The organism is Erwinia tasmaniensis Et1/99 (assembly GCF_000026185.1).
GTDB lineage: Bacteria > Pseudomonadota > Gammaproteobacteria > Enterobacterales > Enterobacteriaceae > Erwinia > Erwinia tasmaniensis.
In genome coordinates this window covers 1,463,873-1,480,598 of the sequence record NC_010694.1, presented here as the reverse complement: position 1 = coordinate 1,480,598, position 16,726 = coordinate 1,463,873, and the positions used below count along the sequence as shown (strand labels likewise).

Sequence of the window (16,726 nt, the reverse complement as noted above, 5' to 3'; positions counted from 1 at the left end):
ACTTGAAATTTCTCTGCGCGACAGCCGTTAACTAACCCGATATCCTTAATTTTTTCATTTTTCAGCGCATGGAATTCGCTATTCTTGTCCGATTCGGGAGACGCTTTTTTCCCGCCGGACTTCGCTTTCGTTTCACGGAGAGAAAAACACAGTATGAATATACCCCGCCGTTTTCCGCTTATTGCCCTGACGATCGTCATCCTGTTGGCGATTGCCGCGCTTTACTGGTGGCACGGTCACAGTACCTCCTCAACGGCACACGGACAGCAGAGTGCCAAAAGCCGTGCCGGAGGAGCCCTGCCGCCGGTGCAGGCCGCTGATGCCGTGCGCCAGAGCGTGCCACAGTATCTCTCAGGGCTAGGCACCGTCATCGCAGCCAATACCGTGACGCTCCGCAGCCGGGTCGATGGCAACCTGGTCGCGCTGCATTTTAGCGAAGGGCAAGAGGTTAAGGCCGGGCAGCTGCTGGCGGAAATCGACCCGCGCCCGTATCAGGTGGCGCTGATGCAGGCCGAGGGACAGCTGGCAAAAGACCGGGCAACGCTTGATAATGCTCGCCGCGATCTTGCCCGCTATGAAAAGCTGGCGCAAACCCATCTGGTATCCACCCAGGACCTGGACACCCAGCGCGCGCGCGTGAGCGAAACGCTTGGCACGATCAAGGCGGATGAGGGCAGCGTGGCGAGTGCCAGGCTCAATCTTACCTACAGTCGCGTCACGGCGCCGATAGCTGGCCGGGTCGGCCTGAAGCAGGTTGATGTCGGCAACTATGTCAGCAGCGGCGATACCAATGGGATTGTGGTGATTGCCCAGACTCATCCTATCGATCTGATTTTCAGCCTGCCGGAAAACGATATCACCCGCATTCTTAGCGCACAGAAAAACGGCACGCTGCCGGTAGAAGCCTGGGATCGCAGTAACACAACCCTGCTGACTCAGGGCATGTTGCTCAGTATGGATAACCAGATCGACAGCACGACCGCCACCGTCAAGCTGAAAGCGCGCTTTGAAAATCAGGACGACAGCCTGTTCCCCAACCAGTTTGTTAACGCGCGCCTGAAGATCGGCACGCTGGAAAATGCCGTCGTTATCCCGGCAGCGGCATTGCAGATGAGCAACGACGGCAGTTTTGTCTGGGTGATTAACAGCGATAACAAGGTCAGCAAAAAAATCGTTGCCCCCGGTCTGCAGGACAGTGAAAAAGTGGTGATAAGCGCCGGTCTGGAAGCCGGTGAGAAAGTGGTGACTGACGGTATTGACCGCCTGACCGATGGCGCGCAGGTGGAAGTGGTGCCCGCGCAGGCCACGCCGCTCACCGCCGGAAAAACGATCCAGCCAGCTAAAGGAGCCAGCGACTGATGCAGGTCATGCCTCCAACGCCTGGCGGCGGGCCATCCCGCCAGTTTATTCTACGTCCGGTCGCCACCACGCTGCTGATGATCGCCATCCTACTGGCCGGGATCATGGGCTACCGCGCCCTGCCGGTTTCCGCCCTGCCGGAGGTGGATTACCCCACCATCCAGGTGGTGACGCTCTATCCGGGCGCCAGCCCGGACGTGGTGACCTCGGCGATCACCGCCCCGCTGGAACGCCAGTTCGGGCAGATGTCCGGCCTGAAACAGATGTCCTCACAAAGCTCGGGCGGCGCTTCGGTAGTCAGCCTGCAGTTCCAGCTGGCATTACCGCTGGACGTAGCCGAGCAGGAGGTGCAGGCGGCCATTAACGCCGCGACTAACCTGCTGCCGGGTGATTTACCCAACCCGCCGGTCTACAGCAAGGTGAACCCCGCCGATCCGCCAATTATGACGCTGGCCGTCACCACCACCAGTCTGCCGATGACACAGGTTGCCGATATGGTGGAAACCCGCGTGGCGCAGAAAATTTCTCAGGTCTCCGGCGTGGGGCTGGTGACGCTTTCCGGCGGGCAGCGCCCGGCGGTGCGGGTAAAACTCAACGCACAGGCGCTGGCCGCGCTGGGGATCACCAGTGAAGCGGTGCGCAGCGCGATTAGCAGCGCCAACGTTAATTCGGCGAAGGGTAGCCTGGATGGCCCCGACCGCTCGATTACGCTTTCCGCCAACGATCAAATCAAAACCGTGGAAGGCTACCGCCAGCTGATTATCAGCTATCAAAACGGCGCGCCGGTGCGTCTTGGCGATGTGGCAACGGTAGAACAGGGCGCAGAAAATAGCTGGCTCGGTGCCTGGGCCAACCGCCAGCCGGCCATCGTGCTGAACGTGCAGCGCCAGCCGGGGGCGAATATCATTGCCACCGCCGATGATATTCGCCGGATGCTGCCGTCACTGACCGCCTCGCTGCCAAAATCGGTCGAGGTTAAGCTGTTGAGCGATCGCACCACGAATATTCGTGCCTCGGTACATGACGTGCAGTTCGAGCTGATTCTGGCGCTGGCGCTGGTGGTCATGATTATCTACCTGTTTCTGCGCAACGCGGCGGCCACCCTGATCCCTGCCGTGGCGGTGCCGCTGTCGCTGGTGGGCACCTTTGCCGCGATGTATTTCTTCGGCTTCTCCATTAACAATCTGACGCTGATGGCGTTGACCATTGCTACCGGCTTTGTCGTCGATGACGCTATCGTGGTGGTGGAAAATATCTCACGTTACATTGAAAAAGGTGAAAAGCCGCTGGCGGCGGCGCTGAAGGGCGCGGGTGAAATCGGCTTCACGATTATCTCCCTCACCTTCTCACTGATTGCGGTGCTGATCCCGCTGCTGTTTATGGGCGATATCGTTGGTCGCCTGTTCCGCGAATTTGCCCTTACCCTTGCCGTGGCCATCCTGATCTCGGCCGTTGTCTCCCTGACGCTGACGCCGATGATGTGCGCGCGACTGTTAAGCGCCGAATCTCTGCGCCAGCAAAACCGTTTCTCGCGCGCCAGCGAAGCGCTGTTTGAACGCATTATTGCCCGCTATGGTCGCCTGTTGCAGCGGGTGCTTAACCATCCCTGGATGACGCTCGGCGTGGCGATCGGCACGATGGCCATCGCCGTGCTGCTGTGGGTGGCTATCCCAAAAGGCTTTTTCCCGCTGCAGGATAACGGCATTATTCAGGGCACGTTGCAGGCGCCGCAGTCGGTCTCATATCTCAGTATGACGCAGCGCCAGCAGGCGGTAGCTTCGGTGATTATGAAAGACCCGGCGGTACAAAGCCTGACCTCTTTTGTTGGCGTCGACGGCAGCAATCAGGCGATCAATAGCGGACGGCTGCAAATCAATCTGAAGCCGCTGGACGAACGCGCCGACCGTGTTCCTGAGGTGATCGCCCGTCTGCAACGGCAGGTTGCACAGCTGCCCGGCATCAAGCTTTACCTGCAGCCGGTACAGGATCTGACCATTGATACCCAGGCCAGCCGCACCCAGTACCAGTTCACCCTTCAGGCCGATTCTCTGGATGCCCTCAGCCTTTGGGTGCCCAGGCTGCTCACATCGCTGCACGCGTTGCCCGAACTACAGGACGTGAGCAGCGACTGGCAGGATCAGGGGCTGGAGGCGTATATTCGCGTTGACCGTGACAGTGCCAGCCGCCTCGGCATTTCACTCGCCGACGTCGACAATGCGCTGTATAACGCATTCGGCCAGCGGCTGGTATCGACTATTTACACCCAGGCCAACCAGTATCGCGTCGTTCTGGAGCACGATACGGCGGCCACACCGGGGCTGGCGGCGCTACAAAGTATTCGCCTGAAGAGCAGCGACGGTGGCAGCGTTCCGCTCAGCGCCATTGCCAGCGTCGAACAACGTCATGGCGCACTCAGCATTAATCATCTCGATCAGTTCCCGTCCACCACCTTCTCATTTAACGTGAGTCCTGACTTTTCGCTGGAGCAGGCGGTAAATGCCATTAGCCAGGCGGAGAAGACGCTGGCGATGCCTTCAGACATCATCACCCGATTCCAGGGCAGCACGCTGGCCTTTCAGGCGGCACTTTCCAATACCGTTTGGCTGATCGTCGCCGCTATCGTGGCGATGTATATCGTGCTGGGCGTGCTGTATGAGAGCTTTATTCATCCCGTCACCATCCTGTCTACTCTGCCAACCGCCGGCGTGGGTGCCCTGCTGGCACTGATGGTGAGCGGCAGCGAGCTGGACGTGATCGCCATCATCGGCATTATTTTGCTGATTGGCATCGTGAAGAAGAACGCCATCATGATGATCGACTTTGCGCTGGCCGCCGAACGTGAACAGGGGATGACGCCGCGTGAAGCCATTTACCAGGCCTGCCTGCTGCGCTTTCGCCCGATCCTGATGACCACGCTGGCCGCGCTGTTCGGCGCGCTGCCGTTGATGCTCAGTCAGGGTGTCGGTGCCGAGCTCCGTCGTCCACTCGGCACCGCAATGGTTGGCGGGCTGGTGGTCAGTCAGGTGCTCACGCTGTTCACCACGCCGGTGATTTATCTGCTGTTCGACCGCCTGTCTCGCGCCGTTCGGCGTCGACCGGCCGCGCGGGAGGCAGTGTGAGATTTTTTTCCCTGTTTATTCATCGCCCGGTGGCGACCTGGCTGCTAACGTTAACCATTGTGCTGGCCGGGTTTCTCGGCTTCCGCCTGCTGCCGGTGGCACCGCTGCCGCAGGTGGATTTCCCGGTGATCGTCGTGACCGCCTCACTGCCCGGCGCTTCGCCGGAGATTATGGCCTCCTCGGTAGCCACGCCGCTGGAGCGCGCGCTGGGGCGCATTGCGGGCGTTAGTGAAATGACCTCAAGCAGTTCGCTGGGCAGCACCCATGTGATCCTGCTGTTTGACTTCGATCGCGATATCAACGGCGCGGCGCGCGATGTTCAGGGCGCGATCAACGCCGCCCAGAGCCTGTTGCCCAGCGGCATGCCGAATCGACCCAGCTACCGCAAGGTTAATCCGTCCGATGCCCCCATCATGATTATGACGCTGACTTCGGATACCTACTCTCCCGGACAGCTTTATGACTACGCATCGACGAAGCTGGCGCAACGGCTGGCGCAAATCGACGGCGTTGGCGACGTCACCGTCGGAGGCAGTTCACTGCCGGCGGTACGCGTCGATCTCAATCCGCAGGCGCTGTTTAATCAGGGCGTTTCGCTGGATGCGGTGCGCTCCACTATCGCGAATGCCAACGTGCGTAAACCGCAGGGAGCCATTGAAGATAGCCAGCTGCGCTGGTGGATAAAAACCAATGATGAGCTGCATACCGCCGCCGAATATCGCCCGCTGGTGATCCACTATCGCAACGGCGCGGCGGTACGCTTGCAGGATGTGGCGACCGTCACCGACTCGGTACAGGATGTGCGCAACGCCGGGATGTCCAACGCGCGCCCGGCCGTGCTGTTGGTGATCCGCAAGTCGCCGCAGGCGAATATCATCGATACCGTTGACCGCATTCGCGGTGAAGTGCCTGAACTGCGTAATACCCTTCCTGCGTCTATCGGCCTGGACATCGCCCAGGACAGCTCCCGAACCATTCGCGCCTCGCTGCATGAGGTGGAGCAATCGCTGGCTATTTCCGTTGGGCTGGTTGTGCTGGTGGTGTTTGCTTTTCTGCGCTCGGGCCGGGCCACGCTTATCCCGGCCGTTGCGGTGCCGGTCTCGCTGATCGGCACCTTTGCCGCCATGTACCTGTGCGGCTTCAGCCTCAATAACCTGTCGCTGATGGCGCTGACCGTCGCCACCGGTTTTGTGGTCGACGATGCGATTGTGGTACTGGAAAACATCTCGCGCCACGTCGAAGCGGGCATGAAGCCGCTGCTGGCGGCGCTGAAGGGAGTGCGTGAAGTGGGCTTCACGGTGATTTCCATGAGTATCTCGCTGGTGGCGGTGTTTCTTCCCCTGCTGCTGATGGACGGGATCATCGGGCGTTTTTTCAAAGAGTTTGCCATTACGCTGTCGGTATCGATTGCCATATCACTGGTCATTTCACTGACGCTGACGCCGATGATGTGCGCAAGACTGTTGCGGCCTAACGCGCCGCGCCAGCAGCCGCGCCTGCGTGGCTTTGGTCGGATACTTATGGCTATTCAACGGGGTTATGGCCGTGGGCTGCACTGGGTGCTGGATCATGCCCGCTGGGGGCTACTGGTCTTTGTTGCCACTCTCGGCCTGACGGTTTATCTGTATATTTCCATTCCAAAAACCTTTATGCCGGAACAGGATACCGGGCGCCTGATGGGCTTTATTCAGGCTGACCAGAGCATCTCTTTCCAGGCGATGCGCGGCAAGCTGGAAACCTTTATGCGCATCGTGCGTGACGACCCGGCGGTGGAGAGCGTGGTGGGCTTTACCGGCGGTTCGGATACCAACAGCGGGTCGATGTTTATCGCGCTGAAGCCATTATCCGCGCGTAGCGACAACGCGCAGCAGGTGATTTCCCGCCTGCGAGAAAAGCTGACGAAAGAGCCGGGTGCCAACCTTTGGCTAATGGCGGTGCAGGATATTCGTATCGGCGCGCGCCAGTCCAACGCGGGCTATCAGTATTCGCTGCTCTCCGACAGCCTAGACGATTTGCGCCAGTGGGAGCCGAAGATCCGCCGCGCTTTCTCCGCCCTGCCTGAACTGGTCGACGTTAACTCTGACCAACAGGATAAAGGCGCAGAGATGGCCCTGACCTACGACCGCACCAGCATGGCGCGGCTGGGCATCGACGTCGCCGATGTCAACGACCTGCTGAATAACGCCTTCGGCCAGCGCCAGATTTCTACCATTTATCAGCCGCTCAATCAGTACAAGGTGGTGATGGGAGTGGATCCCCGTTACAGCCAGGACATCAGCGCACTGAACCAAATGTACCTGATCAATAAGGAAGGTCGATCGATACCGCTATCCGCTTTTGCAAAATGGCAGCCGGCCAATGCCCCGCTGTCGGTCGAACACGAAGGATTATCGGCCGCCTCGACCATCTCATTTAACCTGCCGGAAGGGGTCTCACTATCTCAGGCTTCAGCCGCCATCGAGCGCAGCGTCACTTCGCTCGGCGTGCCAGCCAGCGTGCGCGGCAGTTTTTCCGGTACGGCGGCGGTATTTGAACAGACGCAGAGCAGCCAGCTTTGGCTGATCCTCGCGGCGATCGCCACGGTCTATATCGTGCTGGGTATCCTGTATGAGAGCTACGTTCACCCGCTGACGATCCTCTCCACCCTGCCCTCGGCAGGGGTGGGGGCGCTGCTGGCGCTGGAACTGTTTAACGCGCCGTTCAGCCTGATTGCACTGATTGGCATTCTGCTGCTAATTGGTATCGTCAAGAAGAACGCCATTATGATGGTCGATTTTGCCCTTCAGGCACAACGTCAGGAGGGAATGACCGCACGCGAGGCCATTTTCCAGGCCAGCCTGCTGCGTTTTCGCCCGATTATCATGACCACGCTGGCGGCTCTGCTCGGCGCCCTGCCGCTGGCGCTCGGCAGCGGGGACGGCGCGGAACTGCGCCAGCCGCTGGGGATTACCATTGTCGGTGGGCTGGTAATGAGCCAGCTACTGACGCTGTTCACCACGCCGGTGGTCTATCTTTATATGGATAAACTGCGGCGCAGACCGCGCTGGCTGCCAGTAGAGGAGAAAAGCTGATCGCATGACAACCTCCCCCGCTTCGCTGCGCTGGCATCGGTGGATTATGGCCCCCAGCGTCCTTATGCAGACGCTGAATACCACCAGCGTTAACATCGCTCTGCCGTCGATGGCCGCCAACCTGCATGAAAATCTGCTGCGCCTGCGTGGCGCGCTATCTGCTGCACGGCCGGCTCGCAGAAGGAAGCATTAAATGTTGGCTAAATTACGTATTGGGATTACCGCCAAACTGTTCGCCGCCATCTTATCCACCTGCATGTTGGTGCTGGTCACCATGCACTGGGGGGTACGGCTCAGTTTCGAGCACGGCTTTGTTGACTATATCAAACGCGGCAACGAGCAGCGGCTGATCCTGCTGGCCAATGCGCTGGGCGATGAGTATCAGCAGCACGGCAGCTGGGATTTTCTGCGTAATAACAACAAGCTGGTCTATAACATCCTGCACTCGCTGGAACAGAACCCGGACGCTAACGCCCAGCTGCCGCCTCACGGCTGGCGCACGCCGTTCTGGATCATCGATCGCCAATCCACGGTGATGATCGGACCGCGTACGCCGCTACCGCCAGAAAGCTCACGACGGAGTATTACCACCGGCGATGGTACGGTGGTGGGCTGGGTGATTGGCTCTCCTCCCGAACGGCTGACGCGCAGCGCCGATATCAACTTTGACCAGCAGCAAAGGCGCACCAGTTGGATGATCGTCGGCCTGACGATGCTGCTGGCCGCGCTGGTCACCTGGCTGATGTCTCGCGGGCTGCTGGCTCCGGTTAAACGGCTGGTCGAGGGGACACACCACCTTGCCGCCGGGAATTTTACCAGCCGGGTTGAGGCCTCCAGCCGGGACGAACTGGGCAGGCTGGCACAGGACTTTAACCGCCTGGCCAGCACGCTGGAAAAAAACGAAAGCATGAGGCGGGCCTTTATGGCCGACATTTCCCACGAGCTACGCACCCCGCTGGCGATCCTGCGTGGCGAGCTGGAAGCAATCCAGGACGGCGTGCGCAAACTGACTCCCCAATCGATTATGTCTTTACAGGGCGAGGTCGCGACATTAACCAAACTGGTTGATGATGTGCACCAGCTGTCGCTCTCCGATGAAGGGGCGCTCGCCTATCGTAAAGGCCACACCGATCTCGTACCGCTACTGGAGCTGGCATCGGGGAACTTTCGCCATCTTTTTACACAGCATCCGCTAACCCTGACCCTCTCACTGCCGCAGCAGGCGGCCCAGTTTGGCGATCCGGACCGCCTGATACAGCTGTTTACCAATCTGTTGGAAAACAGTCTGCGCTATACCGACCCCGGCGGCACGTTGCATATCACCCTGCTGTCATCTTCTGACGGCAATTTGCTGCACTTTGATGACAGTGCACCAGGGATCGGCGATCGGCAGCGGGAACAGATTTTTGACCGCTTCTATCGGGCGGACGCCTCGCGCAGCCGTGCCAGCGGCGGCTCGGGGCTGGGGCTGGCTATCTGCCAGAATATCGTCGAAGCTCATGACGGGACCATCGTTGCCGATCACTCCGCTGCCGGAGGGGTAAGAATTACGATACACTTGCCGTCTAAAACTCATTGACCCAGGCTGATGATATGAACCAGGCCCGCACCATCCCGTTGATTTTGATCGTTGAAGACGAGCCAAAACTTGGGCAGCTGATGATTGACTATTTGCAGGCCGCTAATTATCACACCCATCATCTGCTGCGCGGGGATGAAGTGGTGGATTGGGTGAAGCTGCACGCCCCGGACCTGGTGCTGCTGGATCTGATGCTGCCGGGAATGGACGGGCTGTCGGTATGCCGTGAGCTGCGCAGCTTTTCCGAACTGCCGGTGGTGATGGTTACCGCAAAAATCGAAGAGATCGACCGTCTGCTCGGGCTGGAGATCGGCGCGGATGACTACATCTGCAAGCCCTTCAGCCCACGGGAAATGGTGGCACGGGTGAAAGCTATCCTTAAGCGCTGCCAGCGCGGTTCGCAGAAAACGCTTCCGGTTTCGCCGCTGCAGGTTGATGAACAACGCTTTCAGGCAAGCTGGGATGATAAACCGCTCGACCTCACTCCGGCCGAGTTTCGCCTGCTAAAAACGCTGTCGCAGCAGCCGGGCAAGGTGTTTTCACGCGAACAGCTGCTGAACCATTTGTATGATGACTATCGGGTCGTAACCGATCGCACCATCGACAGCCATATTAAAAATTTGCGCCGTAAGCTCGAGGCGCTGGATGCCGAACAACCGTTTATTCGTGCGGTATACGGCATCGGCTATCGCTGGGAGTCAGATAGCTGTCGTTTGATTTAGATCAACTTTTCCCCATAGCCGCCGCCTTACAATCCCGCGCACCCGGACAGACGGTCGCGCAGCCATGGTCATCCCCCACGCTTAATGGCAATTTCATTGCTCCCCTGTCCATCATCACCGTTTCTGACCTGATATCAGACTGAGAGATTATGTTTAAACCGGAACTGCTTTCTCCGGCCGGGACACTGAAAAATATGCGTTACGCGTTCGCGTATGGCGCAGACGCCGTGTATGCCGGTCAGCCTCGCTACAGCCTGCGCGTGCGCAATAACGAATTCAACCATCAGAACCTGGCGACCGGGATCGACGAAGCGCACGCGCTCGGTAAAAAATTCTATGTGGTGGTCAATATTGCGCCGCATAATGCCAAGCTTAAAACCTTTATCCGTGACCTGGAGCCGGTGGTCGCCATGCGGCCCGATGCGCTAATCATGTCCGATCCCGGCCTGATTATGCTGGTGCGTGAGGCTTTTCCACAGATGCCGATCCATCTGTCGGTTCAGGCTAATGCGGTTAACTGGGCTACGGTGACGTTCTGGCAGCAGATGGGGCTGAGCCGGGTGATCCTGTCACGAGAGCTGTCGCTGGATGAGATTGCTGAAATACGCCAGCAGGTGCCGGAGATGGAGCTGGAGATTTTTGTCCACGGCGCGCTGTGTATGGCATATTCCGGCCGCTGCCTGCTTTCCGGCTATATCAACAGGCGCGATCCCAATCAGGGCACCTGCACAAACGCCTGCCGCTGGGAATATAACGTGCAGGAAGGCAGGGAGGACGAGATCGGCAATATCGTACACCGCCAGCAGCCTGACGCTGTGCAGCAGGTTGAACCCACTCTCGGCGTGGGTCAACCCACCGATAAAGTCTTTATGATCGAGGAAGCGCTGCGGCCAGGCGAATATATGACCGCTCACGAAGACCAGCACGGCACCTATATCATGAACTCAAAGGATCTGCGCGCCGTTGCCCACGTGGAGCGCCTGACGCAGATGGGCATTCATTCTCTGAAAATTGAAGGTCGGACAAAGTCTTACTATTACTGTGCGCGCACCGCCCAGGTTTATCGCCGCGCCATCGACGACGCCGCCGCAGGAAAACCGTTTGATTCCGGACTGTTAACCACGCTGGAAGGGCTGGCGCACCGTGGCTACACCGAAGGCTTCCTGCGCCGTCATACCCATGACAGCTATCAGAGCTACGATGCCGGCTATTCCGTTTCTGAACGCCAGCAGTTTGTCGGAGAGTTCACCGGCCTGCGCCGTGGCCCGTTGGCACAGGTGGACGTAAAAAATAAATTTAGCGTTGGCGACAGCCTGGAATTAATGACGCCGGCTGGGAATATCAATTTTGTCCTGACCCGAATGGAGAACGGCAAAGCGCAGCAGACGGAAGTGGCGCCGGGAAACGGTCATCTGGTCTGGCTGCCGCTCCCGGAAGAGGTTGATTTACGCTGGGCGCTCTTAATGCGTAACCTTTCTGGAAGCGATACACGCCAGCCTTACGCAACGGGAACGGAAAAAAAAGTTTCATAAGGTGATTAATTTTAGAATGCGATCACAGTAACCGGCCTCGTTTACTGCCAATATCCACGGGCTCCTAACAATTAAAATCCAAATAGCATCACCATCTGTTCTGATCCGTGTCGGCAAAGACATGAAGGATGAATAATGGTTTTTACCTATTCGACCCACATGGCTCCTCCCTGCGGGTCGCTTCTTTTTTTTGAGGCAACATTCTCGATCCCGCCGCGCTACCCGCTCCCTGTCAGAAATATTATTCTGTTATACAAACTGATAACCCGTCGTGCTTGCCAGAAAACCGTTGTCCTATCGCCCTTTTTAAGAAAAGTTTCCACTTTCTTCCCCTGGGTTACTCATCTTCGGCAAGTTATGCTATAGATTGATGCAAACTGTGATTGCCTTCAGGGAAAAAAAATGGAAACACATTCAGTGACTCTGGCGATTTTAAACGGCAAGAATGCCGGTAATGAAGAACTGCGCCAGGCAATTTCAACTCTGCGCGAAGAGGGTTTTCAGCTGGAAGTCCGCGTGACGTGGGAATATGGCGATGGCGAGCGCTACGTTCACGAGGCGGTAAAGCTGAACGCCGCCACGGTGATTGCAGCCGGTGGCGATGGCACCATTAATGAGGTTGCCACCGCGCTGGCAGGGATCGAGCCCACGCAGCGTCCGGTGCTGGGACTGGTACCGCTGGGTACCGCCAACGATTTTGCCAGCAGCGCCGGCATTCCAATGGAAATGGAAAACGCCCTGCGCCTGGCGATACTTGGCAAAGCAGCGCCGATTGACCTCGCCAGGGTTAATCAGGATCGCTACTTTATCAACATGGCCACCGGCGGTTTCGGCACGCGTATCACCAGCGAAACGCCGGAAAAACTGAAATCGGCTCTCGGTGGCATCTCCTACCTTATTCACGGCCTGACGCGCATGGATACCCTGAAAGCCGACAGCTGTACGCTGGAAGGCCCTGATTTCTCCTGGCAGGGAGATGCGCTGGTGATCGGCATTGGTAACGGCCGCCAGGCCGGAGGCGGCCAGCTTCTGTGCCCTACCGCGCTGATCAACGACGGTAAACTGGAGTTAAGTATCGCCCCCTCACAGGATCTGCTGCCAACGCTGATGCACAAACTGACCAGCGCAGAGGACAAAAACCCGAACCTGGTTACCGCCTCTTTGCCGTGGCTAACCATCCGCGCGCCGCATGAGATGACCTTTAATCTCGACGGCGAACCGCTGAGCGGCACCGAATTCCATATTGAGGTGCTGCCGGACGCGCTGGAGTGCCGCCTGCCGCCCTCCTGCGAACTTCTGTCATAACCAGCGACCCGCCGGATAAGTCTTACGTCTTATCCGACGGGCGATCTACCACCATTGGTGGAAATGATGAACCGGTCCCTGCCCGTGGCCGACCTCCAGCGTATCCGCCTGCGCCAGCGCGCCCTGCAACCACTGTTTCGCTGCCTGCACGGTGTCAGCCCAGTTAGCGTAACGCGGACGCAGCGCCGCCAGCGCCGCCGACAGCGTACAGCCGGTGCCGTGCGTATTGCGCGTGGCGATGCGGGCCGCGGTAAAGCGCTGCTCACCCTCGGCCGTAAACAGCCAGTCCGGGCTTTCCGACTGGCTTAGATGGCCCCCCTTCATCAGTACAGCACGGCATCCCAGCGCCAGCAGCGCCCTGCCCTGTTCGCGCATGGCCGCTTCATCACCTGCCGGGGCGCAATCGAGTAGCGCAGCCGCTTCCGGCAAATTCGGCGTTATCAGGGAAACCTGCGGCAGCAGAAGCGTGCGCAGCGCGGCAACGGCACCGGGAGCAAGCAGCGCATCGCCGCTTTTCGCCAGCATCACCGTATCCAACACCACCCAGGGCACGCCGGCATTTTTCAACCGCTGCGCCACCACCTCAACGATATCACTGTCCGCCAGCATGCCAATTTTAATCGTGTCGATACGCACGTCAGACAGCACGGAATCCAGCTGCGCCGCAACGAAATCCGCGTCAACGCGCATGACGGACTGTACGCCGGTGGTGTTTTGTGCCACCAGTGCGGTTATCACACTGGTGCCGTAGGCTTTTAACGCTGAGAAGGCTTTCAGATCGGCCTGAATACCGGCTCCGCCGCTTGGGTCAGTGCCGGCGATGGTCATGGCGTTGATGCGTTTCATACCGGCGCCTCCGCTTTTTCAGCGGCGATGAGCATCGCCGGGAAATGCGGGTGAAAAAAGGTGATGGCGTGGGCCACTTCAACGTGGCTAAGGGCTTGAGGTTGGATCATTTTAGCTCCCAACCGGCGATCAAGAAGGCAATGCCGTTCAGGCATCTGACTTCCCTACGCTGGCATTATCCAGTTCAGGTTCGACGGGTATTTCTCAGCCATACCTTAAGGTCTGGCACCCCGAGTCATTTAAAATCGAAATTAGCTACTTGAGATTAACGTCCCGTTCATCTCCTGTCCGGATAATGCCTGTGGGAAGTCAAAGACACAACCCCCCTGCGCTTCGGCTTGTGAACCACAAGGACAGGCCTCTGACAAAAAAAAACCGCTTACCCCAGCCGGGGTTTTATTCCAAAGGGAAATATGGCCTGGTACCGGAAAGGGGCAGAATGACTAAAGAGATCTGTCTCTACGATAAGATCTATGCAGTCGCCTGAAATCGTTGTTGGAAATGATTTTTTGCCCGTTATTAACCGATGTGCCCATGATTGTAATAATGAATCCGTATTCATCACGAGGGTGAGTTAAGCAAATTCTCTTTCCGACAACCGATCGCAAAAGTGAATATTCCCAGATATATCCACTGCAAGTAGATATATATTCGACATTAAAGCACATTGTCATTACTTAATTAAATAATTAGCATAATCACGGCATACGGACGTCAGATTTAATGTAATAGAATTTACCGGATATATCATTTCATCCCCCTCTGAAAAGGATTTTATCATGAGCCATAACGCAAAAAAAACGAGTGGTCCGCTGGCTTCAGTGGCTGCAAAAACGCTGCACGACCCTAATGCGTCAGATTTACAAAAGGCGTTGGCGGGTTCTGCACTGTCACAGTCAGGTTCTGCCAACCAGACAAGTGGCGCGATGGAACACAAAGCATCGGCTGCGCTTCATGACCCAAATTCTGACGAATTGACTAAAAAACTGGCTGGTTCTGTTCTCTCTCAGGCGAATAAAGAACGTCAGTAATGCCAGAGCGGGGAAACCCGCTCGCTTTAGTCAAAACGGAGTGCACCGTCACCGCAGCAGCAAATATTGTGACATCTTTAAATACTCAGCCAGTCTTGCCCTCCACATTAAGTGATAACTATCCTCTCTCCACCCGGAGTCAAATACCGACAATGATAGCCCTTCCCCACGCCCGCTCTGCCTCTGCTACGCTAAACTGAACTCAACCCGCACAAAACCGCATGCTTTTTTCTTCATCAGCTGCGGCATTTTTGCGATAAACTTCGCAGCGTTGCCGTACGGCGTGTTGTTGACAGGAGTACCGCTTTGAAAATTCGCCCTTTTACTGAAGACGATCGTCCATTTTTACGCACGCTTTTTCTCGCTGCCCGCAAGAGCAGCTGGACATGGCGCGACGATAGCGAGTGGCAGCTGGAGGACTTTGATCGCGTCACGCTCGGTGAGAAGGTGCTGGTGGCAGAAGAAGATGGCCATCGCATCGGTTTTGCCGCCGTGCTGGATAGGGATAATTTCCTGCACAGCCTGTTTATCGACCCCAATCATCAGGGCAGCGGCGCTGGCAGCGCGCTGCTACAGGCGGTACAAAGCGGCTTTACCTCAACCGGCGCGCTTAAGTGCCAGACGGAGAATCTGCGCGCGCAAAGTTTTTATAAAAAGCATGGCTGGCGCGTTGTGGCTCAGGGGCAGAGCGAGCAGGGCGAATATCTGTTGATGCACTATGTGCTTTAATGGTCAGTTGATTCAAAAAGAAGGAAGCGTTAAAGATGAACAGACCGCCTTATGAACAGGCCGGGGTCAGTAAAACCGCCTGGGAGATGCTTCAATATCTGCAACGCATCGCTCGCGGCGATAGCACGTTTACCCTTCAGGATGTTCTGCTCAACCATCGCTGCAACGTGACGCCGGATAACGATTTTACCCTGCTCAACCAGCTGTTCGACGCCGGGAAGATTGATTACGACTACTCGATGGTGGACGGTTTTCAACAGCGCCTGGTGCGCCTGGCTTAGCGGCCGGGTCGAAAGCATCGGCCGCGTGACCGGGCAGTTTACAGCGCGCGGAAGGCAATATCTTCCGGGATAACGTCGCCCTGCCAGTAAAGCTGGGCGGCAACGTTTATCGCCAGCTGCCGATACAGCCGGGTAAATTCGCTGTCCGGGCGGCGAATGACCGTCGGCTCACCGATATCCAGATCTTCGCGCAGGCTGATATGCAGCGGCAGCTGACTCAGCAACCGGGTATGGTACTGCTGCGCCAGCTTTTCCGCACCGCCGCTGCCGAAGATCGATTCATGGTGACCGCACTGGCTGCAAATGTGCATGCTCATATTCTCCACCACGCCCAGAACCGGCACGCTGACCTTCTCAAACATCACGATGCCCTTGCGCGCATCAATCAGCGCAATGTCCTGTGGCGTAGTGACCACCAGCGCCCCGGTCACCGGCACGTTTTGCGCCAGCGTCAGCTGGATATCTCCGGTGCCCGGCGGCATATCCAGCACCAGATAGTCCAGCTCCGGCCATAACGTCTCATTCAGTAACTGCATCAGGGCTTTGCTGGCCATCGGGCCGCGCCAGACCATGGCGTTATCTTCCGTTACCAGATAGCCAATGGAGTTCGTCGCCAGCCCGTGTGCAACAATCGGTGCCATATGGGTGCCGTCCGGCGAGGTCGGACGCCGATCGTCCGTGCCCAGCATATCCGGGATCGACGGGCCGTAGATATCCGCATCCAGCAGGCCGACCTTCGCCCCTTCCGCCGCCAGCGCCAGCGCCAGGTTAACCGCAGTCGTGGATTTGCCCACTCCTCCCTTGCCGGAGCTGACGGCAATAATATTTTTCACTCCGTTAACGCCGGGGCGATTTTTTACCCGCTGTAGCGTTGCCACATTCAACGTTAAGCGCCAGCTAATCTCTGCCGCGCCCGTCAGGCGCAGCAGTTCGGCGCTGACCGTATCCTTCAACTGTTCGAACGGGCCTTGCCAGACAAACGGCATCGTCAGTTCGATATGCAGACGGTGGTCAATAAGCGCACAGTGGCGCAGGGCTTTCAGCGTGGTGAGATTATGCTGCAGGCTGGCGTGTTGAAATGTGGCCAGCACGTTCATAACGATAGCGCGTAGCGCTTCGGGTGTGTGGGGCTGCCGGGAGGATAACATCATC

General features: G+C 57.7%; 13 protein-coding genes and 1 riboswitch. Of the genes, 11 read left to right on the top strand and 2 right to left on the bottom strand.

The features are described 5' to 3' along the window. The first annotated feature begins 153 nt into the window (after window positions 1-153). The 8 genes from ETA_RS07645 (at window position 154) to yegS (ending at window position 12,687) form a co-directional block, all read left to right on the top strand. A complete protein-coding gene (locus ETA_RS07645) occupies window positions 154-1,359 on the top strand; it encodes an MdtA/MuxA family multidrug efflux RND transporter periplasmic adaptor subunit (protein ID WP_012441052.1) in 1,206 nt (401 codons plus the stop codon). Then, entirely contained in the window at window positions 1,359-4,478 is a 3,120-nt protein-coding gene (locus ETA_RS07640) for an MdtB/MuxB family multidrug efflux RND transporter permease subunit (RefSeq protein WP_012441051.1), read from the top strand. Before ETA_RS07645 ends, ETA_RS07640 begins: the two co-directional genes overlap by 1 nt. Then, on the top strand, window positions 4,475-7,549 hold the full coding sequence (gene mdtC, locus ETA_RS07635; RefSeq protein ID WP_012441050.1) for a multidrug efflux RND transporter permease subunit MdtC: 3,075 nt from the start codon (window positions 4,475-4,477) through the stop codon (window positions 7,547-7,549). Before ETA_RS07640 ends, mdtC begins: the two co-directional genes overlap by 4 nt. Before the next feature lie 4 nt (window positions 7,550-7,553). Beyond that, window positions 7,554-7,742, top strand: coding sequence for a hypothetical protein (locus ETA_RS07630; protein ID WP_012441049.1), 189 nt, complete (start codon window positions 7,554-7,556; stop codon window positions 7,740-7,742). Next, the gene (gene baeS / locus ETA_RS07625; protein WP_012441048.1) at window positions 7,743-9,128 is read left to right on the top strand and encodes an envelope stress sensor histidine kinase BaeS; all 1,386 of its coding nucleotides are present in this window, start codon (window positions 7,743-7,745) and stop codon (window positions 9,126-9,128) included. It abuts the gene before it with no gap. 14 nt (window positions 9,129-9,142) lie between these two features. After that, window positions 9,143-9,850 carry an envelope stress response regulator BaeR gene (gene baeR, locus ETA_RS07620; protein ID WP_012441047.1) on the top strand — a complete coding sequence of 236 codons (708 nt, stop codon included), beginning with the start codon at window positions 9,143-9,145 and terminating at the stop codon, window positions 9,848-9,850. 149 nt (window positions 9,851-9,999) lie between these two features. Next, window positions 10,000-11,382 carry a prephenate-dependent tRNA uridine(34) hydroxylase TrhP gene (trhP, locus tag ETA_RS07615; RefSeq protein ID WP_012441046.1) on the top strand — a complete coding sequence of 461 codons (1,383 nt, stop codon included), beginning with the start codon at window positions 10,000-10,002 and terminating at the stop codon, window positions 11,380-11,382. A gap of 402 nt (window positions 11,383-11,784) precedes the next feature. Then, window positions 11,785-12,687: a lipid kinase YegS gene (gene yegS / locus ETA_RS07610; protein WP_012441045.1), complete on the top strand. Its 903-nt coding sequence runs from the start codon at window positions 11,785-11,787 to the stop codon at window positions 12,685-12,687. A 45-nt stretch (window positions 12,688-12,732) separates the two neighbouring features. Here yegS and thiD read toward each other — a convergent pair whose 3' ends face one another. After that, window positions 12,733-13,533, bottom strand: coding sequence for a bifunctional hydroxymethylpyrimidine kinase/phosphomethylpyrimidine kinase (gene thiD / locus ETA_RS07605; protein WP_012441044.1), 801 nt, complete (start codon window positions 13,531-13,533; stop codon window positions 12,733-12,735). A 144-nt stretch (window positions 13,534-13,677) separates the two neighbouring features. Beyond that, a riboswitch (TPP riboswitch) is annotated at window positions 13,678-13,776 on the bottom strand. 536 nt (window positions 13,777-14,312) lie between these two features. On the opposite strand from thiD, the gene ETA_RS07600 reads away from it, so the two are divergent. The 3 genes from ETA_RS07600 (at window position 14,313) to ETA_RS07590 (ending at window position 15,574) form a co-directional block, all read left to right on the top strand. Continuing rightward, window positions 14,313-14,564 carry a hypothetical protein gene (locus ETA_RS07600; protein ID WP_012441043.1) on the top strand — a complete coding sequence of 84 codons (252 nt, stop codon included), beginning with the start codon at window positions 14,313-14,315 and terminating at the stop codon, window positions 14,562-14,564. 306 nt (window positions 14,565-14,870) lie between these two features. Further along, window positions 14,871-15,293, top strand: coding sequence for a GNAT family N-acetyltransferase (locus ETA_RS07595; protein ID WP_012441042.1), 423 nt, complete (start codon window positions 14,871-14,873; stop codon window positions 15,291-15,293). A gap of 35 nt (window positions 15,294-15,328) precedes the next feature. Continuing rightward, window positions 15,329-15,574 carry a hypothetical protein gene (locus ETA_RS07590; protein WP_042958789.1) on the top strand — a complete coding sequence of 82 codons (246 nt, stop codon included), beginning with the start codon at window positions 15,329-15,331 and terminating at the stop codon, window positions 15,572-15,574. 38 nt (window positions 15,575-15,612) lie between these two features. On the opposite strand, the gene apbC is transcribed toward ETA_RS07590, so the two are convergent. Then, the gene (gene apbC, locus ETA_RS07585; RefSeq protein ID WP_042958787.1) at window positions 15,613-16,725 is read right to left on the bottom strand and encodes an iron-sulfur cluster carrier protein ApbC; all 1,113 of its coding nucleotides are present in this window, start codon (window positions 16,723-16,725) and stop codon (window positions 15,613-15,615) included. Window position 16,726: the final 1 nt, after the last annotated feature.